This window comes from uncultured Agitococcus sp., assembly GCF_937920075.1.
GTDB lineage: Bacteria > Pseudomonadota > Gammaproteobacteria > Pseudomonadales > Moraxellaceae > Agitococcus.
Genome location: NZ_CALETI010000062.1, coordinates 1 through 25,388 on the forward strand (window position 1 = coordinate 1; position 25,388 = coordinate 25,388).

General features: G+C 41.9%; 33 protein-coding genes and 1 pseudogene. 3 read left to right on the forward strand and 31 right to left on the reverse strand.

The window, feature by feature from the left end; genetic code table 11:
- Positions 1 to 5,264: calcium-binding protein (locus Q0212_RS02130; protein WP_297921506.1), on the forward strand; the 5,264-nt coding region annotated here is incomplete at its 5' end.
- Positions 5,265 to 5,323: 59 nt separating this feature from the next.
- Here the strand turns inward: Q0212_RS02130 and Q0212_RS02135 are convergent.
- The 31 genes and pseudogenes from Q0212_RS02135 to rpsJ form a co-directional block, all read right to left on the reverse strand.
- Positions 5,324 to 6,346 (reverse strand): MBL fold metallo-hydrolase, encoded by a 1,023-nt coding sequence (locus Q0212_RS02135; protein ID WP_297921509.1) that lies wholly within the window; start codon positions 6,344 to 6,346, stop codon positions 5,324 to 5,326.
- Entirely contained in the window at positions 6,327 to 9,374 is a 3,048-nt protein-coding gene (locus Q0212_RS02140) for an efflux RND transporter permease subunit (protein WP_297921512.1), read from the reverse strand. Before Q0212_RS02140 ends, Q0212_RS02135 begins: the two co-directional genes overlap by 20 nt.
- A 64-nt stretch (positions 9,375 to 9,438) precedes the next feature.
- Positions 9,439 to 10,467, reverse strand: a complete 1,029-nt coding sequence (locus Q0212_RS02145; RefSeq protein ID WP_297921515.1) for an efflux RND transporter periplasmic adaptor subunit — start codon at positions 10,465 to 10,467, stop codon at positions 9,439 to 9,441.
- A gap of 287 nt (positions 10,468 to 10,754) precedes the next feature.
- Positions 10,755 to 11,132: a 50S ribosomal protein L17 gene (rplQ, locus tag Q0212_RS02150; RefSeq protein WP_297921519.1), complete on the reverse strand. Its 378-nt coding sequence runs from the start codon at positions 11,130 to 11,132 to the stop codon at positions 10,755 to 10,757.
- 63 nt (positions 11,133 to 11,195) lie between these two features.
- Positions 11,196 to 12,200 (reverse strand): DNA-directed RNA polymerase subunit alpha, encoded by a 1,005-nt coding sequence (gene rpoA, locus Q0212_RS02155; protein WP_297921522.1) that lies wholly within the window; start codon positions 12,198 to 12,200, stop codon positions 11,196 to 11,198.
- A 39-nt stretch (positions 12,201 to 12,239) separates the two neighbouring features.
- Complete coding sequence (gene rpsD, locus Q0212_RS02160; protein ID WP_297921524.1) at positions 12,240 to 12,863, reverse strand: 30S ribosomal protein S4; 624 nt, start codon at positions 12,861 to 12,863, stop codon at positions 12,240 to 12,242.
- 15 nt (positions 12,864 to 12,878) lie between these two features.
- Positions 12,879 to 13,268 carry a 30S ribosomal protein S11 gene (rpsK, locus tag Q0212_RS02165; protein ID WP_297921527.1) on the reverse strand — a complete coding sequence of 130 codons (390 nt, stop codon included), beginning with the start codon at positions 13,266 to 13,268 and terminating at the stop codon, positions 12,879 to 12,881.
- Positions 13,269 to 13,290: 22 nt separating this feature from the next.
- Positions 13,291 to 13,647 carry a 30S ribosomal protein S13 gene (gene rpsM, locus Q0212_RS02170; protein ID WP_297921530.1) on the reverse strand — a complete coding sequence of 119 codons (357 nt, stop codon included), beginning with the start codon at positions 13,645 to 13,647 and terminating at the stop codon, positions 13,291 to 13,293.
- A gap of 96 nt (positions 13,648 to 13,743) precedes the next feature.
- A complete protein-coding gene (rpmJ, locus tag Q0212_RS02175) occupies positions 13,744 to 13,860 on the reverse strand; it encodes a 50S ribosomal protein L36 (RefSeq protein WP_107865087.1) in 117 nt (38 codons plus the stop codon).
- A 53-nt stretch (positions 13,861 to 13,913) separates the two neighbouring features.
- The gene (gene secY, locus Q0212_RS02180; protein WP_297921598.1) at positions 13,914 to 15,215 is read right to left on the reverse strand and encodes a preprotein translocase subunit SecY; all 1,302 of its coding nucleotides are present in this window, start codon (positions 15,213 to 15,215) and stop codon (positions 13,914 to 13,916) included.
- Positions 15,216 to 15,256: 41 nt separating this feature from the next.
- Complete coding sequence (rplO, locus tag Q0212_RS02185) at positions 15,257 to 15,691, reverse strand: 50S ribosomal protein L15 (RefSeq protein ID WP_297921537.1); 435 nt, start codon at positions 15,689 to 15,691, stop codon at positions 15,257 to 15,259.
- Positions 15,692 to 15,695: 4 nt separating this feature from the next.
- Positions 15,696 to 15,878, reverse strand: a complete 183-nt coding sequence (gene rpmD, locus Q0212_RS02190) for a 50S ribosomal protein L30 (RefSeq protein ID WP_297921540.1) — start codon at positions 15,876 to 15,878, stop codon at positions 15,696 to 15,698.
- 4 nt (positions 15,879 to 15,882) lie between these two features.
- Positions 15,883 to 16,380, reverse strand: coding sequence for a 30S ribosomal protein S5 (rpsE, locus tag Q0212_RS02195; RefSeq protein ID WP_297921543.1), 498 nt, complete (start codon positions 16,378 to 16,380; stop codon positions 15,883 to 15,885).
- Between the two features lies 1 nt (position 16,381).
- Positions 16,382 to 16,732: a 50S ribosomal protein L18 gene (rplR, locus tag Q0212_RS02200; RefSeq protein WP_297921546.1), complete on the reverse strand. Its 351-nt coding sequence runs from the start codon at positions 16,730 to 16,732 to the stop codon at positions 16,382 to 16,384.
- Positions 16,733 to 16,747: 15 nt separating this feature from the next.
- Positions 16,748 to 17,281, reverse strand: coding sequence for a 50S ribosomal protein L6 (rplF, locus tag Q0212_RS02205; RefSeq protein ID WP_297921549.1), 534 nt, complete (start codon positions 17,279 to 17,281; stop codon positions 16,748 to 16,750).
- A gap of 11 nt (positions 17,282 to 17,292) precedes the next feature.
- Positions 17,293 to 17,676, reverse strand: a complete 384-nt coding sequence (rpsH, locus tag Q0212_RS02210) for a 30S ribosomal protein S8 (RefSeq protein ID WP_297921551.1) — start codon at positions 17,674 to 17,676, stop codon at positions 17,293 to 17,295.
- A 12-nt stretch (positions 17,677 to 17,688) separates the two neighbouring features.
- Positions 17,689 to 17,994: a 30S ribosomal protein S14 gene (gene rpsN, locus Q0212_RS02215; RefSeq protein WP_297921554.1), complete on the reverse strand. Its 306-nt coding sequence runs from the start codon at positions 17,992 to 17,994 to the stop codon at positions 17,689 to 17,691.
- 9 nt (positions 17,995 to 18,003) lie between these two features.
- Entirely contained in the window at positions 18,004 to 18,540 is a 537-nt protein-coding gene (gene rplE / locus Q0212_RS02220; protein ID WP_297921557.1) for a 50S ribosomal protein L5, read from the reverse strand.
- Positions 18,541 to 18,554: 14 nt separating this feature from the next.
- Entirely contained in the window at positions 18,555 to 18,872 is a 318-nt protein-coding gene (rplX, locus tag Q0212_RS02225) for a 50S ribosomal protein L24 (RefSeq protein ID WP_297921560.1), read from the reverse strand.
- An 11-nt stretch (positions 18,873 to 18,883) separates the two neighbouring features.
- On the reverse strand, positions 18,884 to 19,252 hold the full coding sequence (gene rplN / locus Q0212_RS02230) for a 50S ribosomal protein L14 (RefSeq protein ID WP_297921562.1): 369 nt from the start codon (positions 19,250 to 19,252) through the stop codon (positions 18,884 to 18,886).
- 125 nt (positions 19,253 to 19,377) lie between these two features.
- Positions 19,378 to 19,638, reverse strand: a complete 261-nt coding sequence (gene rpsQ, locus Q0212_RS02235) for a 30S ribosomal protein S17 (RefSeq protein WP_297921565.1) — start codon at positions 19,636 to 19,638, stop codon at positions 19,378 to 19,380.
- A gap of 1 nt (position 19,639) precedes the next feature.
- Positions 19,640 to 19,831, reverse strand: a complete 192-nt coding sequence (gene rpmC / locus Q0212_RS02240) for a 50S ribosomal protein L29 (protein WP_297921568.1) — start codon at positions 19,829 to 19,831, stop codon at positions 19,640 to 19,642.
- Positions 19,831 to 20,244: a 50S ribosomal protein L16 gene (gene rplP / locus Q0212_RS02245; RefSeq protein ID WP_297921570.1), complete on the reverse strand. Its 414-nt coding sequence runs from the start codon at positions 20,242 to 20,244 to the stop codon at positions 19,831 to 19,833. Before rplP ends, rpmC begins: the two co-directional genes overlap by 1 nt.
- A pseudogene (rpsC, locus tag Q0212_RS02250) lies at positions 20,184 to 21,018 on the reverse strand (30S ribosomal protein S3). Before rpsC ends, rplP begins: the two are co-directional and overlap by 61 nt.
- Before the next feature lie 13 nt (positions 21,019 to 21,031).
- The gene (rplV, locus tag Q0212_RS02255; protein ID WP_297921573.1) at positions 21,032 to 21,361 is read right to left on the reverse strand and encodes a 50S ribosomal protein L22; all 330 of its coding nucleotides are present in this window, start codon (positions 21,359 to 21,361) and stop codon (positions 21,032 to 21,034) included.
- Between the two features lie 10 nt (positions 21,362 to 21,371).
- Positions 21,372 to 21,647, reverse strand: a complete 276-nt coding sequence (gene rpsS, locus Q0212_RS02260) for a 30S ribosomal protein S19 (RefSeq protein WP_297921575.1) — start codon at positions 21,645 to 21,647, stop codon at positions 21,372 to 21,374.
- 21 nt (positions 21,648 to 21,668) lie between these two features.
- Positions 21,669 to 22,493 (reverse strand): 50S ribosomal protein L2, encoded by an 825-nt coding sequence (gene rplB / locus Q0212_RS02265; RefSeq protein WP_297921578.1) that lies wholly within the window; start codon positions 22,491 to 22,493, stop codon positions 21,669 to 21,671.
- A 10-nt stretch (positions 22,494 to 22,503) separates the two neighbouring features.
- Positions 22,504 to 22,803, reverse strand: coding sequence for a 50S ribosomal protein L23 (gene rplW / locus Q0212_RS02270; RefSeq protein WP_297921581.1), 300 nt, complete (start codon positions 22,801 to 22,803; stop codon positions 22,504 to 22,506).
- Positions 22,800 to 23,402 carry a 50S ribosomal protein L4 gene (gene rplD, locus Q0212_RS02275; protein WP_297921585.1) on the reverse strand — a complete coding sequence of 201 codons (603 nt, stop codon included), beginning with the start codon at positions 23,400 to 23,402 and terminating at the stop codon, positions 22,800 to 22,802. Before rplD ends, rplW begins: the two co-directional genes overlap by 4 nt.
- Positions 23,403 to 23,414: 12 nt before the next feature.
- On the reverse strand, positions 23,415 to 24,053 hold the full coding sequence (gene rplC, locus Q0212_RS02280) for a 50S ribosomal protein L3 (protein ID WP_297921587.1): 639 nt from the start codon (positions 24,051 to 24,053) through the stop codon (positions 23,415 to 23,417).
- 53 nt (positions 24,054 to 24,106) lie between these two features.
- Positions 24,107 to 24,418 (reverse strand): 30S ribosomal protein S10, encoded by a 312-nt coding sequence (gene rpsJ, locus Q0212_RS02285; protein ID WP_107865109.1) that lies wholly within the window; start codon positions 24,416 to 24,418, stop codon positions 24,107 to 24,109.
- A gap of 389 nt (positions 24,419 to 24,807) precedes the next feature.
- On the opposite strand from rpsJ, the gene Q0212_RS02290 reads away from it, so the two are divergent.
- Together Q0212_RS02290 and Q0212_RS02295 are read left to right on the forward strand one after the other, a co-directional pair.
- Entirely contained in the window at positions 24,808 to 25,047 is a 240-nt protein-coding gene (locus Q0212_RS02290; RefSeq protein ID WP_297921592.1) for a hypothetical protein, read from the forward strand.
- A partial coding sequence (locus tag Q0212_RS02295; RefSeq protein WP_297921595.1) for a type II toxin-antitoxin system VapC family toxin occupies positions 25,044 to 25,388 on the forward strand: 345 nt, incomplete at its 3' end. The genes Q0212_RS02290 and Q0212_RS02295, both read left to right, overlap by 4 nt.

The window sequence follows — 25,388 nt, forward strand, 5'->3', positions numbered from 1 at the left end:
GTATAGACACCATTACTTACACCGTACAGGATGTTTTTGGTAATACTGCTCAATCGTTTGTGATTGTAGATGTATTGGGTGACACAGGTGGCGGAGGAGGAGATGGCGGTGGTGGTTTTAATAATGCACCTGTTACAAGTGATGATTATGTTACAACTGATGAATTCACATCCGTCACAGTAGATGTTGTTGCCAATGATTATGATATTGATGGTGATCCATTAACACTAGAGGGCGTTTATTTACAACAAGGTGAAGGTGAAATTTCAGTTGTTGGTAATAATATTACGGTCACTCCCTTTGTAGGAGCAGGCGCACAAGAAATTGTTGTGGGATACAATGTTACAGATGGTATAAGCTCTAGCTCAGCAACTTTAAATGTAACGGTTTCTCCTTCTGGTGGAGGCAATATTCCCCCTGAGGCTATTGATGATTATGCAATAACAGGTGTAAATCAGCCCGTTACGATTGACGTTTTGGCGAATGACTATGATTTAGATGGTGATACTTTAAGTTTATATCAGGTTTATGTTTCACCAGAAGTAGGTCAGGTCGTTGTTAATGAAAACAGTACAATAACGTTTATTCCTAACGAGGGGTTTATTGGTCAAGCTCAGATTGAATATAGTATTCAAGACTCTTCTGGTATGTCACCTAGTGTTGCTTTTTTGTATGTTAATGTTCAAATTCAATCAGGACAGTTTTTGCAAGGTACAGATGGCGATGATTTCTTGGTTGGTACATTAGGCGCAGATACCATTGTGGGAATGGGGGGCAATGATTGGTTACTGGGTGATTCTGACGATGGCACTGGACAATATTTGGCTGGTAGTGATGATGTCCTCGTTGGTGGCACAGGTAATGATAGATTAACGGGTGTAAGTGGTAATGATGTTTATGTGTTTTATCAAGGTGATGGGCAGGATCAAATTAATAATTATGATCCCAATCAAACTATAAATGAAATACAAAGTGTCGATCGTTTAGTATTTGGCTCAGGCATTAACCCTTCCGATATTCAAATAGCTTTTGGCACTATGCCTTATGGTAGTAATGTTGCACCAAGTATAATTTTATCTGTTAATGGCACTAATGACCAAGTTACGATTTTTGGTGGTGACCCACAAGGCCAAGTTTTCTCATTGCAAGATGTAATGGTTGATGCTATTGAATTTGCCGATGGTACAGTATGGACAAAAGAGCAAATATTATCGGGATTGAATCCTGTAGAAAATCAAATAATAGGCGATGATGGCAATAATCTTTTAGTAGATACAGATGCCAATGATCATATTCAAGGTTTAGCAGGTAACGATACACTGGTTGGTAGTCATGGTAACGACTTGTTAGAGGGCGGTGACGGTGATGATGTGTTAGTTGAGCAATCATCTCAGATATTTCTGCAAGATTTATCCCAGCTTTATAATTCGTCACTAGTTAATAATTTAGGTGGCACACAAGGTTTTGGTGAAAATAGTATTGCTCTAGGAGATGATAATCTAGAACAGATTGATATCAGTGCTATTTTTGGGCAAAGTGGTGGTTTTACCGCGCAAATTAGTACAAACGGGACTATTTTTTTAAATGGCATCCAAGGAAGTACAAATATAACAATTTATGGGCGAGATTTGGATACGCGTACTCGTGAAGGTTTGCTACCCACAGCAGGCGGAAACTCAACGGGTAGCAATACGGTTTATTATGATATAGATACTGCCAATGGTATTTTAACAGTGACTTGGGATGATGTTGCTATTTATGGTACATCGACACTTAATGCTTTCCAGTTGCAAATTATTAGGCAAGGAGACGCCGGTGATTATGATGTTGTCTTGCGTTATGAAGATGTACAAGAAGGATATATCAATATTGGTTTTAACGGTCAGCCTATTCAGTCTCCAGTAGATTTACAAACGACAGGTCAAGGGGTATATGGCTTTAAAGTTCGTAATGGCCTAATTCATAGCTCTTTAGGAGATAACAACACCCTTGTAGGTGGCCAAGGTTATGACATGTTAGTTGGTGGAGATGGCAATGATACTTATGTCTTTAATTTAGGTGATGGCCAAGACGTTATTGATAATTCTCCTGTCGATATATTTAATCAGAATGGCTTTGATCGCTTAGTATTTGGTGTTGGGATAAATCCAAGCGATATTGAGTTGCGTGGAAATGGTGTTGATTTAATTTTAGCAATTAAAGATACATTGGATAGTGTGACGTTAGTTGGAGCACTTGCAAATGTTGCATCTGGTTTAGATGCAATTGAATTTTCAGATGGTACAGTATGGGATCGTTGGCAAATAGAGCAAATGCCATTAATGGTTGTTGGGAATGGAAATAATATATTAAATGGCGGGCAAGGCGTTGATTTGATGATTGGTGGTTTGGGCGATGATATCTATTACATCGACTCCATTAACGATAAAATCACCGAACTGTCAAATCAAGGCAACGATACTGTTATCAGTACAATCTCATATTCTTTGGCCAATACTGAACTAGAGCATATTACATTAATAGGCACAGAACATCTTAAAGCTACAGGAAGTAGCAAAAATAATATACTAATTGGCAATGAGGGCAATAACACTATTGATGGTGGTACAGGTAATGATACCCTCACAGGTGGATTAGGCGATGATACTTATATTATTGACAATGCTAGTGATGTGATTGTTGAATTAGCTAATCAAGGTAATGATACTGTATTTAGCCAAGTTTCCTATTCATTAGGTGGTACTAGTATTGAAAACCTTCGTTTAATTGGCACTGGCACACTCAATGCTACAGGCAATGATGAAAATAATCTAATCGTTGGGAATAATGCTAATAATGATCTTTCTGGTGGCAAAGGTAGTGATACGCTTGAAGCAGGAGCTGGTAATGATACATTAAGAGGTGGCGACGGTGCAGACTTCTTATTAGGAGGCGGTGGTAACGATACTTATTATATTGAGAATCAGGATGATTTTATTAAGGAACTGCCTTTAATTGGTACTGATACAGTGATTAGCACGTTAAATTATACACTTGGTGCTTATTTAGAAAACTTAACATTAGAGGGCTCTGCAACAAGTGGTGACGGTAATGAGCTTGACAATAATATTGTAGGAAATACAAACGACAATATCCTCAATGGATATCGGGGCAATGATACTTTAGATGGCGGTGTGGGAGCAGATACGCTTATTGGTGGTATCGGTAATGATACTTATATTATTGACAACATAAATGATGTGATTACAGAGTTTGATAAACAAGGTATAGATACCGTTCAAAGTAAAATCACCTACTCTATTGCCTCTCTGGAATTCATAGAAAATCTGACCTTATTGGGTTTTGGTGATTTAAGTGCGACAGGCAATAAGCTCAACAATATTATTAAAGGTAATGACGCTAAAAACACCTTAGATGGTGGTGAGGGTATTGATACCCTTCTTGGCGGAAACGGTGATGATACGTATATTGTTGATAATTTGAATGATCAAGTTATCGAAGTAGCAGATAATGGCACTGATACTATACAAACAAATCTTTCCTATATACTCACTGACAATATTGAAAATCTGATATTAACAGGTACAAGTCATATTACAGGAACAGGTAACACGCTCAGCAATAAATTAATTGGCAATGCTCATGACAATATTCTAAATGGATTAAGTGGCAATGATACCCTAGAAGGTGGTGCTGGCAATGATAGCTATATTTTCACACGTAATAGCGGCATGGATGAAATATTTGACAACCTTGGTAACAATACTCTTCTAATCAACAATTTACTCCTCAGTGAGCTAGGCTTTAGCAAAGCAAGCAATAACTTAGAAGTTAGTATTAATGGGCGCAGTGACAAAGTTATCATCAGAGATTGGTACACGAATAATAATAATCGTATGAGTTTACAATTAACAGATGGCACTACTCTATCAGCAACCCAATTAGAAGAAAAAGCCAATGCTAATACTTCTAATAATGGCTCTGGAGCTGGTAGCAGTGGTAACGACAATTTAACAGGCACTACAGGCAATGATAATCTCAATGGCGGTGAAGGTGCTGATACCATGGCTGGTGGTAGTGGTGATGACATTTATACAGTCGACAATACTGGCGATGTTGTTATTGAAAACGAAAATCAAGGCACAGATACCATTAAAAGCTCTGTCAACTACACATTGTCTAACCATGTTGAGAAACTGGTATTAACAGGTACTGGCTTTATCAAAGGCACAGGTAATACTCTCAATAATTACATAACTGGTAATAGCGGCAATAATATTTTAGATGGTGGTTCAGGCATTGACACCCTTGAAGGTGGTGCTGGCGATGATATTTATATTGTTGATCACAAAGATGATTTAATTAATGAAATTGCAGGCGAAGGTTACGATACTGTTAGAAGTTTTATTGATTATACATTAGGTGCAAATATTGAAGCATTAAGCTTAATTGATGCTTTAGCACTCAAAGGGACAGGCAATCAACTTAATAACCTTATCAGTGGTAATGATGCCAACAACACCTTAACAGGTGGTGATGGTAAAGACACACTTAAAGGCGGTTTAGGTGATGACACTTATATCATTCAAGCAACTGATATTGCAGATATTATTACCGAAAAAACCAATGAAGGTAATGATACCATTCAGAGCTATGCAACTTATGAGCTTTCTGACAACGTTGAAAACATCATCTTACTAGGAAATAATGCTATTGATGCTTATGGCAATAGCCAAAACAACACATTAATAGGTAACGATGCCAATAATACACTCAATGGTAGAGCTGGTAATGATACATTACAAGGTGGCTTAGGCAATGATGTCTATGTGTTTGGTCGTGGTGCAGGTCAAGACTTAATAAACAACACTGATGCTAATAATGGTAATGACAAAGTCTTATTTAACACAGATGTCAATTACCAGCAATTATGGTTAGAACGTAAAGATAATCATCTTGTTCTTACCATTAGTGCCTATCAAGAAATTTTTACTGAAGAAACTATTAATGGCACCACATCATTGGTTGCAAAAGTGAAACTTAGTAAAACAAATGATACTGTTACAATTCAGGATTGGTATAGCAATTCAGCTAAACAAGTTGATAGTTTTGAATTGAGCGATGGCAAAGTATTGCTTGCCTCAGAAGTTCAACAATTAGTAGATAAAATGGCTAGTTTTGGTGTATTCAAGGATGGTAGCTTGACTGTTAATAAAAATCAGTATGACGCTGATATTTTGCCCGTTTTAAATATTACTTGGTAATTTTGTCATAAAACCAAAAATCACTTAAAGTGGTTTTTGGTTTTAGTTCTTTTTAGGCATTATATTTCTCTCCCCTCGCCTTCTAATAACACAATAAAATCCTGTTCAGGCACTTGTTGTTGCCACAAGGATTGTTTTAAATCGGCTAATGGCGCATCAATACTTTCATCGGTTAATTGAAAGGTATTAAAGTGAATACCTAACGACAGCCGTGCTTTTAAATCAAGATGCGCTTGTACTGCATCAGCAGGATTCATGTGTACTTGACGCATTAACTCTCTTGGCAAATACGCACCAATCGGCAACAAAGCAACTCGTGGCGCACCTAAACGCTGATAAATGTCGCTAAAATGCGGCGCATAACCTGTATCACCTGCAAAATAAGCATGACCAAACTCGGTCACTACCGATAAACTGCCCCATAAGGCCACATTTCTATCGCGCATACCACGCCCCGAAAAATGCTTGGCAGGAAGATAGTGAATACCTATGCCTTCGGCAAGGCTATAAGACTGCCACCAATCTAGCTCAATCACCTCTAGGCCATAATCACGCAAATGCGCACCATTGCCCAAGCCTGTTATCACTACAGGTTGATGATGTTGCTGTAACCATAGCAAACTGGCGGTGTCTAAATGGTCATAATGATTATGACTTAATAAAATCGCATCAATTGGCGGTAAGTCTTCTAAGGCAATGCCTGCAGGTCGGACACGCTTAGGCCCTGCATATTTAAACGGACTACAACGCTCTGCCCACACAGGGTCGGTTAATAAGTTATAACAGCCTATTTGTAATAACACCGTGGCATGACCGACAAACCACATTTTCCAATCTGCCAAATCATCACTAAAGTGCGCTGTTGGTTTAGCAAAGTGTTGATTGCTGAGATTTTCAGGCCATGTACGATTATCACGGCTTAAAATCCATTTTAATAATGCCGCTTGGTTACGCTCTTCGCGCTCCCACGGATTAAAAAATCGCTGACCGTTAAAATGGGGTGCATTACTGACAATATTCGGTTTGACTAACACATCCTTAGTCACAGTTTTGGTAGCCAAACTAAATTGTTTTTGACTCATGCTGATGCACCCGACCAATCAATAAATATAAACAAGGAATGACAAACAAGGTAAATAGCGTACCAATGGTCATGCCACCCACAATTACCCAACCAATTGGCTGACGCACTTCTGCTCCTGCACCTACGGCAATCGCTAAAGGAATCGCTCCTAATACCATCGCTGCGGTGGTCATTAAAATCGGTCTTAACCGTAAACTCGCCGATTCAATCACCGCTTGTAATTTACTACGACCTTGCTCTTGGAGTTGGTTGGCAAATTCGACCAATAAAATACCATGTTTAGTAATTAAACCGACAAGAGTAATTAAGCCAATTTGACTATAAACATTCAAACTCCCACCAGTAAATTTAAGAGCCAATACCGCACCTAACATCGCCAATGGCACAGAAAACATAATAATCAAAGGGTCTCTAAAACTTTCAAATTGAGCGGCTAATACCAAATAAATAAATAACACTGCCAAGATAAAGGCTTTGGCCAAGGCATCACCCGAGGTTAAAAACTCGCGAGTTTGTCCTGCCCAGTCATAACTCATACTAGGGTTATTAATTTCTTTCATGCTTTGTTGTAAAAAACTCACCGCCTGCCCAACGGTATAACCTTCGGCTAAACTAGCAGTAATTTTGGCCGAACGTAATTTGTTAAAATGATTTAACTCTGCTGGACTAATCGTTTCTTGCATAGTCAACACACTGGCCAACGGTAATACTTCACCTTGTTGATTACGCACATAAATTTGATCGAGTTGCTCAGGGGTACGGCGTTCTTCATCGGCAAGTTGCAAAATCACATCATATTGATCGCCATCTAATTTAAAGGTGGTTACTTTACGGCTGCCTAATAAAGTTTCTAAAGTTCGGCCAATATCCGACACCCCCACACCTAATAAAGCGGCTTTATCTCTGTCTACTTGTACTGATAATTGCGGCTTATTGAGTTTTAAATCAGGAATTGGATTGGCAAAACCCTCATTCTGATTGATTTTTTCCATTAATTGACCAATCATTTTGCCTAAATCGGCATAACTGCCTGTGGTTTGTAAGACAAAATCAATCGGTTGACTAGACGTACCTTGACCTAATGACGGTGGCAACGTAGCTAAAGCATTTACCCCTGCAATACCCGCTAATTTTGGCCGTAAATCGGGTGCAATGTCTTGGGTACTACGCTCTCGTTGTTCCCACGGAATAAAACGGTTAAAACTCATAAACCGTGTTTCGTCAGGCATGCCAATAATTAAAAAGGTCGAAGCGCGTTCAGGCACTTGGCTATAAATCGTTTCCAGTTGTTGCGCGTATTTATCTAAATAATTAGTGGTGACACCTTCGGGTGCAATGCCCATCGACACAATCACTCCTCTATCTTCGGTGGGGGATAATTCAGACGGTAAGCCTTTAAACACCAGCCACATATAAGCACTGGCACCCACAGCAATCACCACCATTAACCAACGTAATTTTAAAACTATGGTTAATAATTGTTGATAACCACGCGTCAAGGCTAATAAAAAGGTTTCAATCACTCGATAAATAATATTTTCTTGGCCTGAATGAGCTTTCAATAATTTTGAACTCATCATCGGCGATAAGGTTAAGGCACAAAAACCCGAAACAATGACCGCAGCCGCCAAGGTTAAGGCAAATTCGGCAAATAGCTTACCTGTTCGCCCTTCGGTAAAAGCAATCGGGGCAAATACTGCCGCTAAGGTAAACGTCATAGCTAATACAGCAAAAGCAATTTCTTTTGAGCCTTGTAACGCTGCTTGGGTTGGTGTTTTACCTTCTTCTATATGCCGATAAATGTTTTCTAACACTACAATGGCATCATCAACCACTAAACCAATCGCTAATACCATCGCCAATAAAGTTAAGGTATTAATCGAAAAGCCCAAGATATTCATAAAAATCAATGCGCCAATTAATGACACAGGAATGGTAATCACAGGAATTAAAGTGGCACGTAAACTTCTTAAAAAGAAGAAAATCACTAAAACCACTAACACAACCGCTTCAATAATGGTTTTTTGTACCGAATCTATCGACTGTTGAATAAACACTGAGGAATCATAAGCCAGTTCGACTTTCATGCCTTGCGGTAAATTTTGTTCAATTCTTGGCAACTCGGCACGTACTGCTTTGGACACTTCTAAAGGATTCGCGGTAGAAGTTTTAATGACTCCCAAGGCAACCGCAGGTTTACCATTAAAGCGGGCAATACGCCGCACATCTTCGGGCGCAATTTCGACTTTGGCCACATCAGCCACGCGTAATAACAAACCATCTTGTTGTTTAATAATAATATTTTCAAACTGCTGTACAGTATTTAAGTCGGTTTCGGCTAATACCGAAAATTCACGTTGTACACTTTCAACTCGGCCAGAAGGAATTTCGACATTTTGTGCGCGTAATGCGGTTTCAACATCTTGTGGTGTTAAACTATATCTTGCTAATTTTTCTTTATCTAACCAAATCCGCATCGCAGGTTTACGTTCGCCGCCAATTCTAATATCCGCCACACCATCTAAAGTTTGCAAACGGCTTTTGACTTGTTTATCGGCAAATTGATTGATTTGTAAGGGGGTATGTTGTTGAGAAGAAAACGCTAACCACATAATCGGTTGAGCATCGGCCTCAGTTTTGGTAATTACAGGCTCATCAATGGTATCAGGTAAACGGCCACGCACTCGCGAGACCTTATCACGCACATCAGAAGTCGCACTATCAATATCACGACCTTGTTTAAAGGCAATGGTAATTTGGCTTCGGCCTGTTCGACTAATGGATGATAAATAATCAATGCCTTCAATACCCGATAACGAATCTTCTAAAATTTTAGTTACCGTTGCTTCAACAATGGGCGCACTTGCGCCTGTGTAGTTGGTATCAACAGTCACAGTCGGAATATCAATATTGGGATATTCACGCACCGTAAGGCGGTCAAAAGCTAATAGTCCTGCCAATACAATCAACAAGTTAAGTACAATTGCTAATACAGGACGGCGAATACATAAAGCAGGAAGTTGCATAATTGATACTCTTTTCAGGATTTACGCATCTGCCTCGCCCTTTGGGAGAGGGTTGGGGTGAGGGTCATTGCACAGGTATCGCTTTTACAGGCATTTGTGGTTTAGACAATTTATTTTGTCCCGACACCACTACCCTATCACCGACTTGCAAACCTTTATTAATCACCACTTGACCCACTTGGCGTTGCCCTACTTCGACTGGTGTAGCCTTAACCTCATTATTATTAAACACAAAGACAACAAATTTACCGCCTTGCGCTACTAGGGCTTGCTCAGGAACAATAATCGCTTGTTGTTGACCTAACACAAAACTGGCACGCGCGGTCATGCCATCACGCACTCGACTATCTACCTGTGGGATATTGACCCTAACAATCAAGGCACGAGTATTAGCATCCAAACTTGGCTCTATGGCAGCGACTTGGCCTTTTAAGACTAAATTAGCCAAACCATCGACTTGTAAATTTACCGTTTGTTTGACAAAAACTGACTGACTATGGGTTTCGGGAATTTTAATTTCTGCTTTTAGCGCATTCATTTTATTTAAACGCACTAAATTCTGATTGGCTTGTAATACATCACCAATACTAAATTGGCGCAAACCTATCACGCCTGTAAATGGCGCACGAATTTGTTTTTGCCGAATTTTAGCTTGCACCAAAGCCATGCTCGCTTTAATTTGCGCTAATTCAGCTTTTTTGCGCTCATAATCCAAGACGGACACTTGTTGTTCTTTAACTAATGCTTGATAACGTTGATATTCCGTTTGTGCTAAATCTAAACTGGCTTGATAGGTGGCTAATTCTGCTTTTAATAAATCATCATCTAATTGAATTAATAATTGTTTTTCTTTAACCACTTGGCCTTCATTAAAATTAATTGCCGTCACTCTACCTGCCACTTCGGGTTTAAGCATAATTGACTCTTGTGCTTTTAACACCGCTAAAGCACTGAGTTGTTGCGCCAAGGTTTGTTGGCCTACCGCTTGTATTTCTACTGTAGGTGGAGGTCGTTTGCTAGGTTGATTGGCATGAGCGACAACCGCTAATAGACTAAACAGACAAATATTCATCACACGTAAGAAGGTAGCCAATTTTCTCTCCACAGGTGTTAGTCCTGAATTTATGGAAATCCTTAGCACAATAATAGACGCATCCCTTTAGACAAAGGTTATAAACGTTTTAATTCATTTAAAGTTGACAAGAAATATAAATCATTCTCAATTAAAAATGATTGTACTGTGAAAAGATGAAGTTTTTTGTTGAAAGTTGTTATTGGTACAAAAAGTAACAGCATACTGACAAAAAGCTAAAAAAAAGTCGTTTTGCATACTAGAAAAACAAAAAAGCCGACATAAAGTCGGCTTTTTTATTTTGCTTATTAAGCAGTTGCTTGTGGAATTGGACGATCAACCAATTCTACATAAGCCATCGGTGCTGCATCACCAGCACGGAAACCAGCTTTAAGCACACGCAAATAACCACCATTACGGGTTTTATAGCGTGGGCCTAACTCGTTAAATAACTTAGCAACAATAGCTTTGTTACGGGTACGAGCAAAAGCTAAACGACGGTTAGCAACGGAATCTACTTTAGCTAAAGTAATGAGTGGCTCAGCAACGCGGCGCAACTCTTTCGCCTTAGGTAATGTAGTATGAATTAACTCATGTTCGAACAAAGAAATCGCCAAGTTTTGAAACATAGCATGACGATGACTGCTGTTACGACCAAGTTTGACACCACTGTTACGATGACGCATGGCTAAAACTTCCTACAAAGTCAGGACTTAGACATCGCTATCTAAGCCCTAAAGGTTAAGCGATTAGCGGCTACGATAGGCAAAACGATCGTCAGCACGCAAACTAGCTGGAGGCCAGTTATCTAAACGCATACCTAACGACAAGCCTTTGGAAGCCAACACATCTTTAATTTCTGTCAGTGACTTCTTACCCAAGTTTGGTGTCTTGAGTAATTCAACTTCAGTGCGTTGAACCAAATCACCGATATAGTAAATATTTTCAGCTTTGAGACAGTTAGCCGAACGTACAGTTAACTCTAAATCGTCAACAGGACGTAACAATACTGGATCAACTGTTTCAGGTTCTGCTTTAGCAACTGGCTGATGATCTTTTTGTAAATCAACAAACACAGCGATTTGCTGTTGCAGAATCGTAGCTGCACGACGAATTGCTTCTTCTGGCTCGATTGTACCGTTAGTTTCTAAATCAATAACTAACTTGTCGAGGTCAGTACGCTGTTCAACACGAGCACTTTCTACAACATAAGCAACACGTTTAATCGGACTGTAACTTGCGTCTAACTGCAAGCGGCCAATCGGACGAGTCTCCCCTTCCGCGTAACGTGCATCTACAGGCTCATAGCCACGACCACGCGCCACTTTCAGCTTCATCTTCAAGTGACCATTGTTACCCAATGTTGCGATATGATGATCTAAGTTCACCACTTCAACATTGTGCGGCAAACTAATATTTGCTGCAGTAACAACGCCTGGACCTTTTACATCCACAGTTAACACTGCTTCGTTCTGCTCAAAGAGTTTGATTGCTAGACCTTTTAAGTTTAACAATAATTCAATAATATCTTCTTGCAAACCTTCGAGTGTACTGTACTCGTGATCCACACCTTCAATTTCAGCTTCTACTACCGCTGCACCTGGCAACGAAGAAAGCAGAATACGACGCAAAGCATTGCCAAGTGTATGACCAAAACCGCGTTCTAACGGCTCTAATACAACTTTGGCGTGAGTCGTACTGATTGCATTAACAGCAATAGTACGAGGAGTCAAAAACTCATTGGTGCGCGTCATGGAATCACCTCAAAACCACTCAAAACTGGGGTAATTACCTTACTTAGAGTACAACTCAACAATTAAGCTTTCGTTGATTTCAGCAGGTAAATCAGCACGCTCTGGCAGTGCTTTAAATGTACCTTGCATTTTGCTGTAATCAACTTCTAACCATGATGGTGTGCCACGTTGACCTGCCAATTCAATCGCGCTCTTAATGCGTAATTGATTTTTAGATTTTTCGTACACAGCAACCACATCACCTGGTTGAACCTGAATCGAAGCGATGTTTACACGACGACCATTTAAGGTAATCGAACGATGGCTAACTAATTGACGTGCTTCAGAGCGAGTTGCACCAAAACCCATACGGTAAACCACGTTGTCTAAACGGCTTTCTAAAAGTTGCAATAAGTTTTCACCAGTTGCACCCTTTAAGCGAGCTGCTTCTTTGTAATAATTGCTGAATTGACGCTCAAGAACACCATAAATACGGCGAACTTTTTGCTTTTCACGCAACTGAGTACCATAATCAGAGAGCTTACCTTTACGAGAAGCACCATGTACGCCAGGTGGTGTATCAATTTTACATTTAGAGTCTAACGCACGAACGCCAGACTTCAGCATCAAATCCGTGCCTTCGCGACGGGAGAGCTTGCACTTAGGACCAATATAACGTGCCATTCTTCAAGTCTCCTGTTACACGCGACGTTTTTTAGGAGGACGACAGCCATTATGAGGAATTGGCGTCACGTCTGTGATACTGTTGATTTTATAACCTACAGCATTTAATGCACGAACCGCGGATTCACGACCAGGCCCCGGACCTTTCACGAGTACGTCTAAGTTTTTTAGACCGTATTCTTGAGCTGCTTTGCCTGCAACTTCGGCAGCAACCTGCGCAGCAAAGGGGGTAGATTTACGCGAACCACGGAAGCCCTGACCACCGCTAGTGGCCCAGGCCAGTGCATTACCTTGACGATCGGTAATTGTCACAATGGTGTTATTAAAAGAAGCGTGAATATGCGCCATACCATCAGAAACGGTGCGATTGACCTTTTTCCGATTGCGCTGATTGTCTTTTGCCATCTTTTAGCTTCCGAGGGGCTAATTACTTTTTAATTGCCTTACGTGGACCTTTACGCGTACGAGCGTTAGTTTTCGTACGTTGGCCACGAACTGGCAGACCACGACGATGACGTAAACCGCGGTAGCAGCCTAAGTCCATCAATCGTTTGATGTTCATCGAGATTTCACGACGTAAATCACCTTCAGTAGGTAATTTAGCCACTTCAGCACGAAGTGCATCTAATTGGCTATCTGACAACTCTTTAATTTTAGTGGTTGGTGTAATACCGACAGTTGCTAAAATTTTAGCAGCTGTAGTACGACCAATACCAAAAATATAAGTTAACGAGATAACCGCGTGTTTGTTATCGGGAATATTAACGCCGGCTATACGAGCCATTCACCTGTTCTCCACACAAAGCGGTTGCGATAATCCGCTAAGCCACGAAAAGTGGGCGATTTTATCGCCTTAGCTTGCGGAAATCAACAGCGAAGTTTAACCTTGACGCTGTTTATGACGGGGTTCCGCGCTACAAATAACGCGGATGGTGCCATTGCGGCGTACAACTTTGCAGCTACCGCAAATCTTTTTTACTGAAGCACGAACTTTCATAATTCACCTACTTAGCTAAACAAAAATCTTAACTAATTGTTCTAATAGAACTTTTACTTAAGATTAGCTTTTTTCATCAATGATCCATATTGATGAGACATTAAATGTGCTTGTACTTGTGACATAAAATCCATCACAACTACAACAACAATTAATAACGATGTACCACCCAAATAAAATGGCACATTAAAAGCAACCTGTAACAACATGGGCATTAAACAAACTGCCGTGATATATATTGCGCCAATTAATGTTAAGCGAGTTAATACACTATCAATATATTTTGCAGTTTGGTCACCTGGACGAATACCAGGAATATAAGCACCCGAACGTTTTAAATTATCTGCTACTTCTTTAGGATTAAACATTAAAGCTGTATAAAAATAGCAGAAGAAAATAATTAAAATTGCAAACAATAATAAATATAAAGGTTGTCCCGGTGATAAAACCAAAGTGATATCTTGGATCACGCGTTGCGCAGTTGATGGATTAGGCGACTGAGCAAACCATTGACCAATACTGGCTGGAAACAACAATAAAGAGCTTGCAAAAATTGCAGGAATAACGCCTGCCATATTAATTTTTAACGGTAAATGGCTTTGTTGAGCAGCATACATACGACGGCCTTGCTGACGCTGAGCATAATTTACTGTAATACGACGTTGGGCGCGTTCCATAAAAATAACAGCACCAACCACAACAATTGCCAAAATAAACAAAATCAATAAAGCTAACATGCTCATTTCGCCTTGGCGAGTTGCTTCTAAGGACATACCAATAGCTGAAGGTATGCCAGCAACAATACCAGCGAAAATCAACATAGAAATACCATTACCAATACCACGTTCGGTAATTTGTTCACCCAACCACATTAAGAACATTGCTCCAGCCACCAAACTGACTACAGCAGGAATAAAAAATGCGATACCCGTAGACAAAGTAATACCTTGACTAACTAGGCCAGAACACATACCAAGACCTTGGACAAAGGCTAAAATTAATGTACCGTATCTAGTATATTGATTAATTTTACGACGGCCTGCCTCCCCTTCTTTCTTTAATGCTTCTAACCGTGGATCAACCGTGGTCATTAGCTGCATAATAATAGAAGCGGAAATATAAGGCATAATCCCTAGAGCTAAAATTGACATACGCTCTAAAGCACCGCCCGAAAACATATTAAATAAACTTAATATTGTATCTTTATTTTGTTCAAATAGCTGTGCCAGCTTCACAGGGTTAATCCCTGGAACTGGCACATGTGCTCCGAATCGGAATACCACTAACGCGACGAACAAAAAGATAATACGTCCCCAAAGCTCACTTAAGCCTTGACGCATACCAGGCGACTGCATAGCCGCACGTGCTGCCTCATTACGGGTATTAACCATTCAGATTATTCCTCAACCTTACCGCCAGCGGCTTCGATTGCTGCACGAGCACCTTTAGTGACAACGACACCTTTCACTGTAACAGCGCGGCCAATTTCACCAGATAGGATAATACGAGCACGAACCATGTCTTTACGTACGACATTAGCTGCTTTTAAGGATGCTAAAGTAACTTCTTCACCTTCAACATAAACCAATTCAGATAAACGCACTTCAGCTGTTACCTGAGATTTTAACGAAGTGAAGCCAAACTTTGGCAAACGACGATAAATTGGCATTTGACCGCCTTCGAAACCAGGGCGAATACCGCCGCCAGAACGAGAGGTTTGGCCTTTAACACCACGACCACCAGTCTTACCTAAGCCAGAGCCAATACCACGACCTAAGCGTTTACCTGCAAACTTAGAGCCTTCAGCAGGACTTAATTCATTTAAGCGCATGGATTTATTCTCCCACTTTCACAAGGTAATAAACCTTGTTAATCATGCCACGGTTAGAAGGTGTATCTAACACTTCTACAGTATGACCAATACGACGTAAGCCTAAACCTTTCAAGCAGAGCTTGTGATTTTTTAACTTGTGCGCACTGGAGCGAATTTGCGTAACTTTAATAGTTGCTTGGGTCATGTTCTTACCCCAGAATCTCTTCTACAGTTTTACCGCGTTTCGCTGCAACTTGCTCTGGCGAAGACATAGAAGCCAAGCCTTTGAAAGTAGCATGTACCACGTTGTTTGCATTAGTAGAGCCGTAGCACTTTGCTAATACGTTTTGTACACCAGCAACTTCTAATACTGCACGCATTGCACCACCAGCGATGACACCAGTACCTTCAGAGGCTGGCTGCATGTAAATACGAGAAGCACCGTGTTGAGCAACAATTTCGTGCTGCAAGGTTGTACCATTCAATTCAACGCTAATCATATTACGACGAGCAGCTTCTAAAGCTTTTTGAATAGCGGCTGGTACTTCGCGGGCTTTACCACGACCAAAACCAACTTTACCCTTACCATCGCCAACAACTGTTAAAGCGGTGAACGAGAAAATACGACCACCTTTAACAACTTTAGCAACACGATCCACGGCAACGAGCTTCTCAACAAAGCCTTCGTTTTGTTCAACTTTAGCCATCTTAGAACTCCAAACCGCCTTCGCGGGCAGCATCAGCTAAAGCTTGAATGCGGCCATGATATTGAAAGCCAGAACGGTCGAATGCTACTTTAGTAACACCAGCAGCTTTAGCACGTTCAGCGATTAACAAACCTACTTTTTTAGCGGCTTCGACGTTGCCTGTTGCACCATCACGTAAATTAGCATCTAAAGTAGAGGCTTGAGCTAAGACTTTTCCACCACAAGCAGAAATGACTTGAGCATAAATATGACGCGGCGTGCGGTTGACACACAGACGTACAGCACCCAGCTCGCGAATTTTCAAACGAGTGCTTTTGGCGCGCCGTAAGCGAGCTTCTTTCTTTTCGTTCATGACGAACCTCACGCGTTATTTCTTCTTAGCTTCCTTACGGAGAACAACTTCATCCGCATAACGAACACCTTTACCTTTATATGGCTCTGGCGCACGGAAAGCACGAACATTAGCAGCAACCTGACCTAACAATTGCTTGTTAGCAGATTTCAAAATGATTTCTGTTGCGGTTGGCGTCTCAGCTGTTACACCTTCTGGTAACTCATAATCGATTGGATGAGAGAAGCCTAAAGCTAAGTTCAACACTTTACCTTTAGCAGCCGCTTTATAACCCACACCGATCAACTGTAATTTACGCTCAAAACCAGCACTTACACCTTTAACAACATTGTTTGCTAAGGCACGGGCAGTACCTGTTTGCATCCACGCTGCTTGTGTGTTTTGACGAGGAGTAAACACTAAAGTTTCACCCTCTTGTTTAGCTTCGACCAATTCGTGAAGAGACAGTGATAATACACCTTTGCTGCCCTTCACTTGTAGGTCTTGGCCATTAAGAGTCACTTCTACCCCTTTTGGGAGAGCAACTGGAGCTTTAGCCACGCGAGACATGCTTGCACCTATCAAGAAACGAGAGCAATCACTTCACCACCCACACCAGCTGCACGAGCGGCGCGATCGGTCATGATGCCTTTGTTAGTAGAAACAATGAGAATACCTAAACCTTGTTTAACAGGTTCTAACTCATCTTTGCTCTTGTAAATGCGTAAACCTGGACGGCTTACACGTTTAATTTGTTCAATAACAGGTTTGCCTTCATAGTATTTTAAACCTAAGGTTAATGATAAACCTTCGGGTTCTACAGAAGAAATATAACCTTCATCGAGTAATAATTTAGCGATCGCTGTTTTCAGTTTAGAAACTGGCATAGCGACGGTTTGTTTACGAGCTAATTGCGCGTTGCGAATGCGAGTGAGCATATCGGCAACGGTATCTTGCATACTCATGCGTCTTTCCCCTTACCAGCTAGCCTTAACGACGCCTGGTACATCACCCTGCATCACAGCTTCACGTAATTTAGTACGCGCTAAACCGAATTTACGGAAATAACCGTGAGGACGACCAGTCACACCACAGCGATTACGTAAACGAATCGGTGAAGAATTGCGTGGTAAAGATTGCAATTTCAACATTGCAGCCCAACGCTCTTCATCAGTCGCATTCACATTCTTGATCGTTGCTTTTAACTGCTGACGTAATTCAGCATATTTAGCAACAGCTTTTTCGCGTTTGGCTTCGCGGTTAATCATGCTTTGTTTAGCCATGGTGCGTTCTCACTTAAAAGGAAAGCCGAAAGCACGCAGTAACGCACGACCTTGATCGTCGGTAGCCGCAGTGGTGGTAATGGTAATATCTAAACCACGAATTTGACTGATTTTATCAAAGTCAATTTCAGGGAATACGATTTGTTCTTTGATACCCATGCTGTAATTACCACGGCCATCAAAAGCTTTTGGACTAAAACCACGGAAGTCACGAATACGCGGAATCGTAATCGAAATTAAACGATCCAAAAATTCGTACATACGGTCGCCACGTAAAGTCACTTTACAACCAATTGGCCAACCTTCACGAATTTTGAAGCCAGCAATTGATTTACGTGCGAGAGTAATAGCGGGTTTCTGGCCAGAAATCAGCTGCATATCGGCCACGGCACCATCAAGCATCTTTTTATCTTGCGCGGCACCGCCCACTCCCATATTCAGAGTAATTTTGGTGATGCGAGGGACTTGCATCACATTCTCAAGACCTAACTCTTCTTTTAATTTAAGAGCTAGTTCGTTTTTGTACACGCCTCTTAGTCTGGCCATGTCAAACCAACCTATTACTTGGCGTTGATTACAGCACCATTAGATTTGAAGACACGAACTTTAGTGCCATCTTCTAATAGTTTGTAACCTACGCGATCTGCCTTTTGCGTCTCTGGATTAATTAAAGCAACATTAGAAATCGCTAATGGAGCTTCTTTCTCTACGATACCACCTTGAGTACCACGAGCCGGATTCGGCTTAACGTGTTTTTTAACCAAGTTGATACCACTTACAGTGACACGTTCTTCAGCAACAGACACTACTGTGCCACGCTTGCCTTTATCTTTACCAGTGATGACGATAATTTCGTCACCTTTTTTAATCTTTGCCATGAGTCCCACCCTTACAGCACTTCTGGTGCCAGCGAGATGATTTTCATGAATTGCTCAGTACGCAATTCGCGAGTTACCGGCCCGAAAATACGGGTAGCGATGGGGGCTTTTTGGTTATTCAGCAACACCGCAGCATTGTCATCAAAACGGATTAATGAACCGTCTGGACGGCGAATACCAAACTTGGTACGCACAACCACAGCATTCATCACATCGCCTTTTTTAACCCTGCCACGAGGAATTGCTTCCTTGACCGTGACCTTAATAATATCGCCGACGGTAGCATAACGACGATGAGAGCCGCCCAGTACTTTGATGCACTGTACGCGACGCGCGCCACTATTGTCTGCTACCTCGAGCATCGTTTCGGTCTGAATCATTGCTCTACTCCAAACCTAGATAACCCCATGCGAAGGGGCGGTAATCCTACCCAATATCGCACAGGGATACAAGTAAAAATCAGCTTATTTAGAGATTTGGCAGAAAAAATCTGCCAAATTTCGGATTATTTCACCGATTCAACCACTTCAACCAATCTCCAAGCTTTAGTTTTGGAGAGTGGACGGCATTCTGCGATGGTGACAATATCGCCTTCTTGACACACATTATTTTCATCATGTGCGTGCAATTTGGTGGAGCGACGAATGTACTTACCGTATTTTGGATGTTTGACAAGACGTTCAATCAGAACAGTAATGGATTTATCCATTTTGTTGCTGACTACTTTACCGGTCAATGTCCGTTGGGTATTGGTCTGCTCTGTCATCTCAGCCACCTTGTTTTTCTGTCAAGACTGTTTTGATACGGGCGATATCTTTACGAACCAACCCTACCTGATGCGTCTTGGCGAGTTGGCCAGTCGCTTTCGCCATACGCAGCTTAAATTGCTGCAACTGGAGGCTATCAAGTTCAGCCTTGAGTTCCTCGACAGTTTTTTGACGTAATTCTGTTGCTTTCATTACATCACCGTCCGCGTCACGATGGTTGTTTTGACAGGTAATTTAGCAGCTGCCAAGGTAAAAGCTTGACGCGCTAATTCTTCAGAAACACCTTCGATTTCATAAAGAATTTTACCTGGTTGAATTTCGGCAACCCAGTATTCAACATTACCCTTACCGTTACCCATACGAACTTCTAATGGCTTTTCGGTAATTGGTTTATCTGGGAATACACGAATCCAAATTTTACCGCCACGCTTAACACGACGAGTAATCGTACGACGGGCAGCTTCAATTTGACGTGCAGTAATACGACCACGCTCAAGTGATTTTAACGCGATGCTACCAAAAGCAACGGTGCTACCACGATGAGCTAAGCCAGTATTACGGCCTTTATGAACCTTACGGAACTTGGTACGTTTAGGCTGTAACATAGTTTATTACCCCTTTGCTTCCGTATTGCGGCCGCCACGACGGTCTTCACGACCACCACGATCGTCACGATCGTCACGACCACCACGTTGCTTTTTAGCGGGCTTGTTTTCTTCTACAGGTGCTGGTTGCATAGCTTGAGCCATACCGCCTAAAATTTCACCTTTGAAGATCCAAACTTTAACGCCGATACAACCATAAGTGGTTTCAGCACGCATAATCGAGTAATCGATATCAGCACGTAATGTATGCAAAGGTACACGACCTTCACGATACCATTCAGAACGCGCGATCTCTGCACCACCTAAACGACCAGATACTTCAACTTTGATGCCTTTGGCACCAGCACGCATGGTGTTTTGTACAGCGCGTTTCATTGCGCGACGGAACATGACACGCTTTTCTAATTGTGCTGCAATGCTTTCAGCCACTAAACGTGCATCTAAGTCAGGCTTGCGAATTTCGTCAATGTTGATTTGAACTGGAGTCTTCATCAACTTAGACACTTCGCGACCTAAACGCTCAACATCTTCACCTTTTTTACCGATGATGATGCCAGGACGTGCCGTACTAATGGTAATACGGGCTGTCTCAGATGGACGCTCAATTAAAATACGACTTACCGCGGCGCTCTTGAGCTTGCTATACAAGTACTCACGAACAGCTAAATCAGTAAGCAAAAAATCCGCATAGTTTTTTGGACTAGCATACCAGTTGGCATTGTGGCGTTTAATAACACCAAGACGAATGCCTATTGGATGAACTTTCTGACCCATTTCCCGACCCCACTTATTCCGCGACTTTGACGGTGATATGGCAGGTACGCTTGCTGATACGATCAGCACGGCCTTTAGCACGTGGCATGATACGTTTCAAGGTAATACCTTCATCAACAAAGATCGTGGCGACTTTGAGCTCATCCACGTCTGCCCCATAATTATGCTCAGCGTTGGCAATTGCCGACTCGAGCACTTTTTTAACAAAGTGGGCAGCTTTTTTGGTGCTGAATTCTAATGTATTCAGCGCTTGCTCCACCGGCTTACCACGCACCAGATCAGCCACTAAACGTGCTTTCTGGGCAGATATTGGCGCGCCGCGAAGTTTAGCAACAGCTTCCATTACTCACCCCTTAGCGTTTGGCTTTCTTGTCAACACCATGACCGCGATAAGTGCGGGTTGGTGCGAATTCGCCGAGTTTATGGCCGACCATATGCTCACTAACTAAAACTGGCACATGCTGACGACCGTTATGCACAGCGATGGTGAGACCTACCATTTCTGGCAGAATCATCGACCGACGCGACCAGGTTTTAATAGGCTTTCTGGAGTTGGTAGCCAATGCGGCTTCAACTTTCGCAAAAAGATGCGTATCTACGAACGGGCCTTTCTTAAGTGAACGAGGCACAGTTAGTCTCCTCTTTTCCTATTACTTGACGCGACGATCACGTACAATCATATTAGTTGTACGCTTGTTACTACGAGTTTTATAGCCCTTGGTCTGCACGCCCCACGGAGTGGTTGGATGCTTACCAAAAGTACGTCCCTCACCACCACCGTGTGGATGGTCAACTGGGTTCATTGCCGTACCACGAACGGTCGGACGAACACCACGCCAACGGCTAGCACCAGCTTTACCCAACGAACGCAAATTGTGTTCGGAGTTAGAAACTTCGCCAAACGTAGCGCGACAATCCACATGGATTTTACGCATTTCACCAGAGCGCAAACGCACAATGGCATAGGCACCATCACGACCCAATAATTGGACAGATGTACCAGCAGAACGAGCCAATTGAGCACCTTTACCTGCTTTTAATTCCATACAGTGCAAAGTAGCACCGAGTGGCATATTGCGTAATGGTAAAGCGTTACCCACTTTGATTGGCGCATCATCACCAGATTGCACTGCATCACCGACTTTTAAGCCTTTTGGTGCAATGATATAGCGACGTTCACCATCGGCATATTTCAATAATGCGATATTTGCAGAACGGTTTGGATCGTACTCTAAACGCTCAACAACAGCTGGAACACCATCTTTGTTACGTTTAAAGTCAACGATACGATATAACTGCTTATGACCACCGCCAATATGACGAGTAGTAATATGACCGTTATTATTACGACCACCAGTTCTCTTTTTGCTTTCAACTAAAGGTGCGTATGGACGACCTTTATATAAGTCTGGATTAACGACTTTCTCAACAAAACGACGACCTGGTGACGTTGGTTTACATTTTACGATAGGCATAACGCGCTCCTTACTCAGCTACGTCAGCTAACTGAACTTCTGTGCCTACAGGTAATGTAATGTAGGCTTTTTTGAAGTCAGAGCGACGACCCGAGGTACGACCAAAACGCTTTGTCTTACCTTTAACCAACACTGTATTAACTGCTTCAACTTTAACATTAAGCAATTTTTCTACAGCTTTTTTGATCTCCAGTTTGTTAGCATCTGTGCGCACTTTGAAAACCACTTGATTTTGGGTTTCAGCGACAATATTTGCTTTTTCGGAGATGTGCGGGCCAAGGATTACTTGGTATAAACGTTCGTTGTTCATCCCAATTCCACCTCTAATTTTTTAGCGGCTGGCACAGACATTAATACCTTGTCAAAACCAATCAAACTAACTGGATCAACAGCTGCAGTATCAATAACAGCCACATGTGGCAAGTTACGAGCAGCGAGGTACAAGTTCTCGTCAACAGCTTCAGTCACGATCAAAGCGTTTTCTGCGCCTAAACCTTTGAGTTTTGCAAGCAACTCTTTAGTTTTTGGTGCGCTAACACTGATTTCTTCAACCAAAATTAAACGTTCTTGACGAACCAACTCGGCCAAAATACATTGCATCGCGCCGCGATACATTTTGCGGTTCACTTTTTGAGACCAGTCTTGTGGTTTTGCAGCAAAAATCTTGCCGCCACCACGCCACAATGGACTACGAATAGAACCAGCACGTGCGCGGCCAGTACCCTTTTGTTTAAAAGGCTTCTTACCACCACCACTTACTTCAGCACGTGTTTTTTGAGCACGAGTGCCTTGACGACCACCAGCCAAATAAGCAGTGACGACTTGGTGCACTAATGCTTCATTAAATTCTTTGCCGAAGGCAACTTCGGACAGCTCAACAGCCGCACCGGAAACAGTCTTCAGATTCACGCTTAGCTCCCCTTAGGCCTTAACCGATGGACGTACAATCACATCGTAGCCTGTTGCGCCCGGAACTGCACCCTTAATTAAAAGGACGGAACGTTCGACATCAACGGAAATCACTTCCAAACCTTGTACGGTAACGCGTTCGTCACCCAAGTGACCTGCCATCTTTTTGCCTTTGAACACGCGACCCGGAGATTGGTTTTGACCCGTAGAACCATGTACACGATGAGACACAGAGTTACCGTGTGTTGCATCTTGCGTACGGAAGTTCCAGCGTTTTACACCGCCTTGGAAACCTTTACCTTTGCTAGTACCAATTACGTCAACTACTTGACCTACTGCAAAAATATCTAAACCAATGCTGCCACCAACTGCATAACTTGCAGCTTCTTCACCACTTACACGGAATTCCCATACACCACGACCAGCAGCAACCGAAGCCTTTGCAAAATGGCCAGCCATTGCTTTGGTCACACGGGAAGCACGACGTTCACCAGTGGTTACTTGTACAGCTTGATAGCCGTCGGTTTCTAAGGTTCTAATCTGAGTGATGCGGTTGGGATCGATTTCAATCACCGTAACAGGTATAGAATTACCCGCTTCAGTGAAGATGCGCGTCATGCCGCACTTACGACCGACTAAACCAATAGCCATTTCCTCTAACCTCTTCTTAACGCTGCCTCATGACAGCGCGATAGGAAAAACGATTAACCCAAACTGATCTGCACATCAACACCAGCAGCAAGATCAAGTTTCATCAACGCATCAACAGTTTTATCTGTAGGTTGCACGATATCCACTAATCTTTTGTGGGTGCGGATCTCATACTGATCGCGGGCATCTTTATTCACATGCGGCGAAGTCAGCACGTTAAAGCGCTCGATGCGAGTGGGCATCGGAATCGGACCACAAACCTGTGCGCCAGTGCGCTTGGCGGTCTCAACGATCTCCTGAGCGGATTGATCAATCAAACGATGATCGAATGCTTTCAGGCGAATGCGGATTCTCTGGTTAGCCATACCAGCAACTCCAAGCCAAAAAATAAAAAAGTCCCTTCGCCTGTTTATAATAAAACAGCGAAAAGCCAAAAATACGATGCCAAGAACGATGCCTTAGCTGTAAATGTGTTCTTATTTAACATTGAGAACACATAATTAACCCAACTCTTTAGCGGGTGGCGAATAATAGCCCACCACCCTACCCTTTGCAAGCATTAAATAATAAATACTTTTAAAATCTTCTTTAAAAAAGGGGGAGACGCACAGTACCTTAATGAACGATGATGCCCCCTCCTTTTGTAAAGCGAGGGTTGGGGAGGATTTTTATAGGCTAACTTGTGGGCTACGTTTTAGCACATACAAAACCATGCTATACTCAAAATGCAATGATAAAAACTGTGAGGTGTCGCATGACAGCTTTGATTGTTCATTTACCTGATGAATTGGTACAAAAAGCTCAACAAATCGGTATATTAAAACCTGATATGTTATCTGAGCATATTCGTCAATTTTTGGAAGAACAAATCCAGCAACAACAGCATATAAATGATATTTCGGCATTTTCAGGTTTGGTTAAAGCCAAAAGTACGGGGCAAAAAAGGAGTTTAGATGATTTTTATGCTGCAAATTTTGTGAATGATTCTTTATGAAAGCAGTCGATACTAATATATTAGCTCGTTTTTTTATTGATGACCCTGATGATGAACAAGCAATTTTTCAACGGCCTATTGCAACCACCATTCTGTCACAAGCTGTTTATATCCCCATTACTGTTATTTTGGAGTTTGAATGGGTGATGCGTGGTTTTTACAAACTAAATCGTGCTGAAATTTTGCGTATTTATGAGGTTTTACTCAATTTTACGCATATTAAAGTAGAAGACCACACCACTGTATTTAAGGCTTTAACTTACTATCGGCAAGGTTTAGATTTTGCTGATAGTTTACATTTAGCACGCTCACAGGGTTATACCGCTTTTATTACCTTTGAT

Excerpts from the sequence above, each read along its gene's own strand:
- Q0212_RS02135 (WP_297921509.1), bottom strand. The coding sequence starts at position 6,346 with ATGAGTCAAAAACAATTTAGTTTGGCTACCAAAACTGTGACTAAGGAT.
- Q0212_RS02140 (WP_297921512.1), bottom strand. The coding sequence starts at position 9,374 with ATGCAACTTCCTGCTTTATGTATTCGCCGTCCTGTATTAGCAATTGTA.
- rplQ (WP_297921519.1), bottom strand. The coding sequence starts at position 11,132 with ATGCGTCATCGTAACAGTGGTGTCAAACTTGGTCGTAACAGCAGTCAT.
- rpoA (WP_297921522.1), bottom strand. The coding sequence starts at position 12,200 with ATGACGCGCACCAATGAGTTTTTGACTCCTCGTACTATTGCTGTTAAT.
- rpsD (WP_297921524.1), bottom strand. The coding sequence starts at position 12,863 with ATGGCACGTTATATTGGTCCTAAGTGCAAGCTCTCCCGTCGCGAAGGC.
- rpsK (WP_297921527.1), bottom strand. The coding sequence starts at position 13,268 with ATGGCAAAAGACAATCAGCGCAATCGGAAAAAGGTCAATCGCACCGTT.
- rpsM (WP_297921530.1), bottom strand. The coding sequence starts at position 13,647 with ATGGCTCGTATAGCCGGCGTTAATATTCCCGATAACAAACACGCGGTT.
- rpmJ (WP_107865087.1), bottom strand. The coding sequence starts at position 13,860 with ATGAAAGTTCGTGCTTCAGTAAAAAAGATTTGCGGTAGCTGCAAAGTT.
- secY (WP_297921598.1), bottom strand. The coding sequence starts at position 15,215 with ATGCAGTCGCCTGGTATGCGTCAAGGCTTAAGTGAGCTTTGGGGACGT.
- rplO (WP_297921537.1), bottom strand. The coding sequence starts at position 15,691 with ATGCGCTTAAATGAATTAAGTCCTGCTGAAGGCTCTAAGTTTGCAGGT.
- rpmD (WP_297921540.1), bottom strand. The coding sequence starts at position 15,878 with ATGACCCAAGCAACTATTAAAGTTACGCAAATTCGCTCCAGTGCGCAC.
- rpsE (WP_297921543.1), bottom strand. The coding sequence starts at position 16,380 with ATGGCTAAAGTTGAACAAAACGAAGGCTTTGTTGAGAAGCTCGTTGCC.
- rplR (WP_297921546.1), bottom strand. The coding sequence starts at position 16,732 with ATGAACGAAAAGAAAGAAGCTCGCTTACGGCGCGCCAAAAGCACTCGT.
- rplF (WP_297921549.1), bottom strand. The coding sequence starts at position 17,281 with ATGTCTCGCGTGGCTAAAGCTCCAGTTGCTCTCCCAAAAGGGGTAGAA.
- rpsH (WP_297921551.1), bottom strand. The coding sequence starts at position 17,676 with ATGAGTATGCAAGATACCGTTGCCGATATGCTCACTCGCATTCGCAAC.
- rpsN (WP_297921554.1), bottom strand. The coding sequence starts at position 17,994 with ATGGCTAAACAAAGCATGATTAACCGCGAAGCCAAACGCGAAAAAGCT.
- rplE (WP_297921557.1), bottom strand. The coding sequence starts at position 18,540 with ATGGCCAGACTAAGAGGCGTGTACAAAAACGAACTAGCTCTTAAATTA.
- rplX (WP_297921560.1), bottom strand. The coding sequence starts at position 18,872 with ATGGCAAAGATTAAAAAAGGTGACGAAATTATCGTCATCACTGGTAAA.
- rplN (WP_297921562.1), bottom strand. The coding sequence starts at position 19,252 with ATGATTCAGACCGAAACGATGCTCGAGGTAGCAGACAATAGTGGCGCG.
- rpsQ (WP_297921565.1), bottom strand. The coding sequence starts at position 19,638 with ATGACAGAGCAGACCAATACCCAACGGACATTGACCGGTAAAGTAGTC.
- rpmC (WP_297921568.1), bottom strand. The coding sequence starts at position 19,831 with ATGAAAGCAACAGAATTACGTCAAAAAACTGTCGAGGAACTCAAGGCT.
- rplP (WP_297921570.1), bottom strand. The coding sequence starts at position 20,244 with ATGTTACAGCCTAAACGTACCAAGTTCCGTAAGGTTCATAAAGGCCGT.
- rplV (WP_297921573.1), bottom strand. The coding sequence starts at position 21,361 with ATGGAAGCTGTTGCTAAACTTCGCGGCGCGCCAATATCTGCCCAGAAA.
- rplB (WP_297921578.1), bottom strand. The coding sequence starts at position 22,493 with ATGCCTATCGTAAAATGTAAACCAACGTCACCAGGTCGTCGTTTTGTT.
- rplW (WP_297921581.1), bottom strand. The coding sequence starts at position 22,803 with ATGAACAACGAACGTTTATACCAAGTAATCCTTGGCCCGCACATCTCC.
- rplC (WP_297921587.1), bottom strand. The coding sequence starts at position 24,053 with ATGGCTATTGGTTTAGTCGGTCGTAAGTGCGGCATGACGCGCATCTTC.
- rpsJ (WP_107865109.1), bottom strand. The coding sequence starts at position 24,418 with ATGGCTAACCAGAGAATCCGCATTCGCCTGAAAGCATTCGATCATCGT.
- Q0212_RS02290 (WP_297921592.1), top strand. The coding sequence starts at position 24,808 with ATGACAGCTTTGATTGTTCATTTACCTGATGAATTGGTACAAAAAGCT.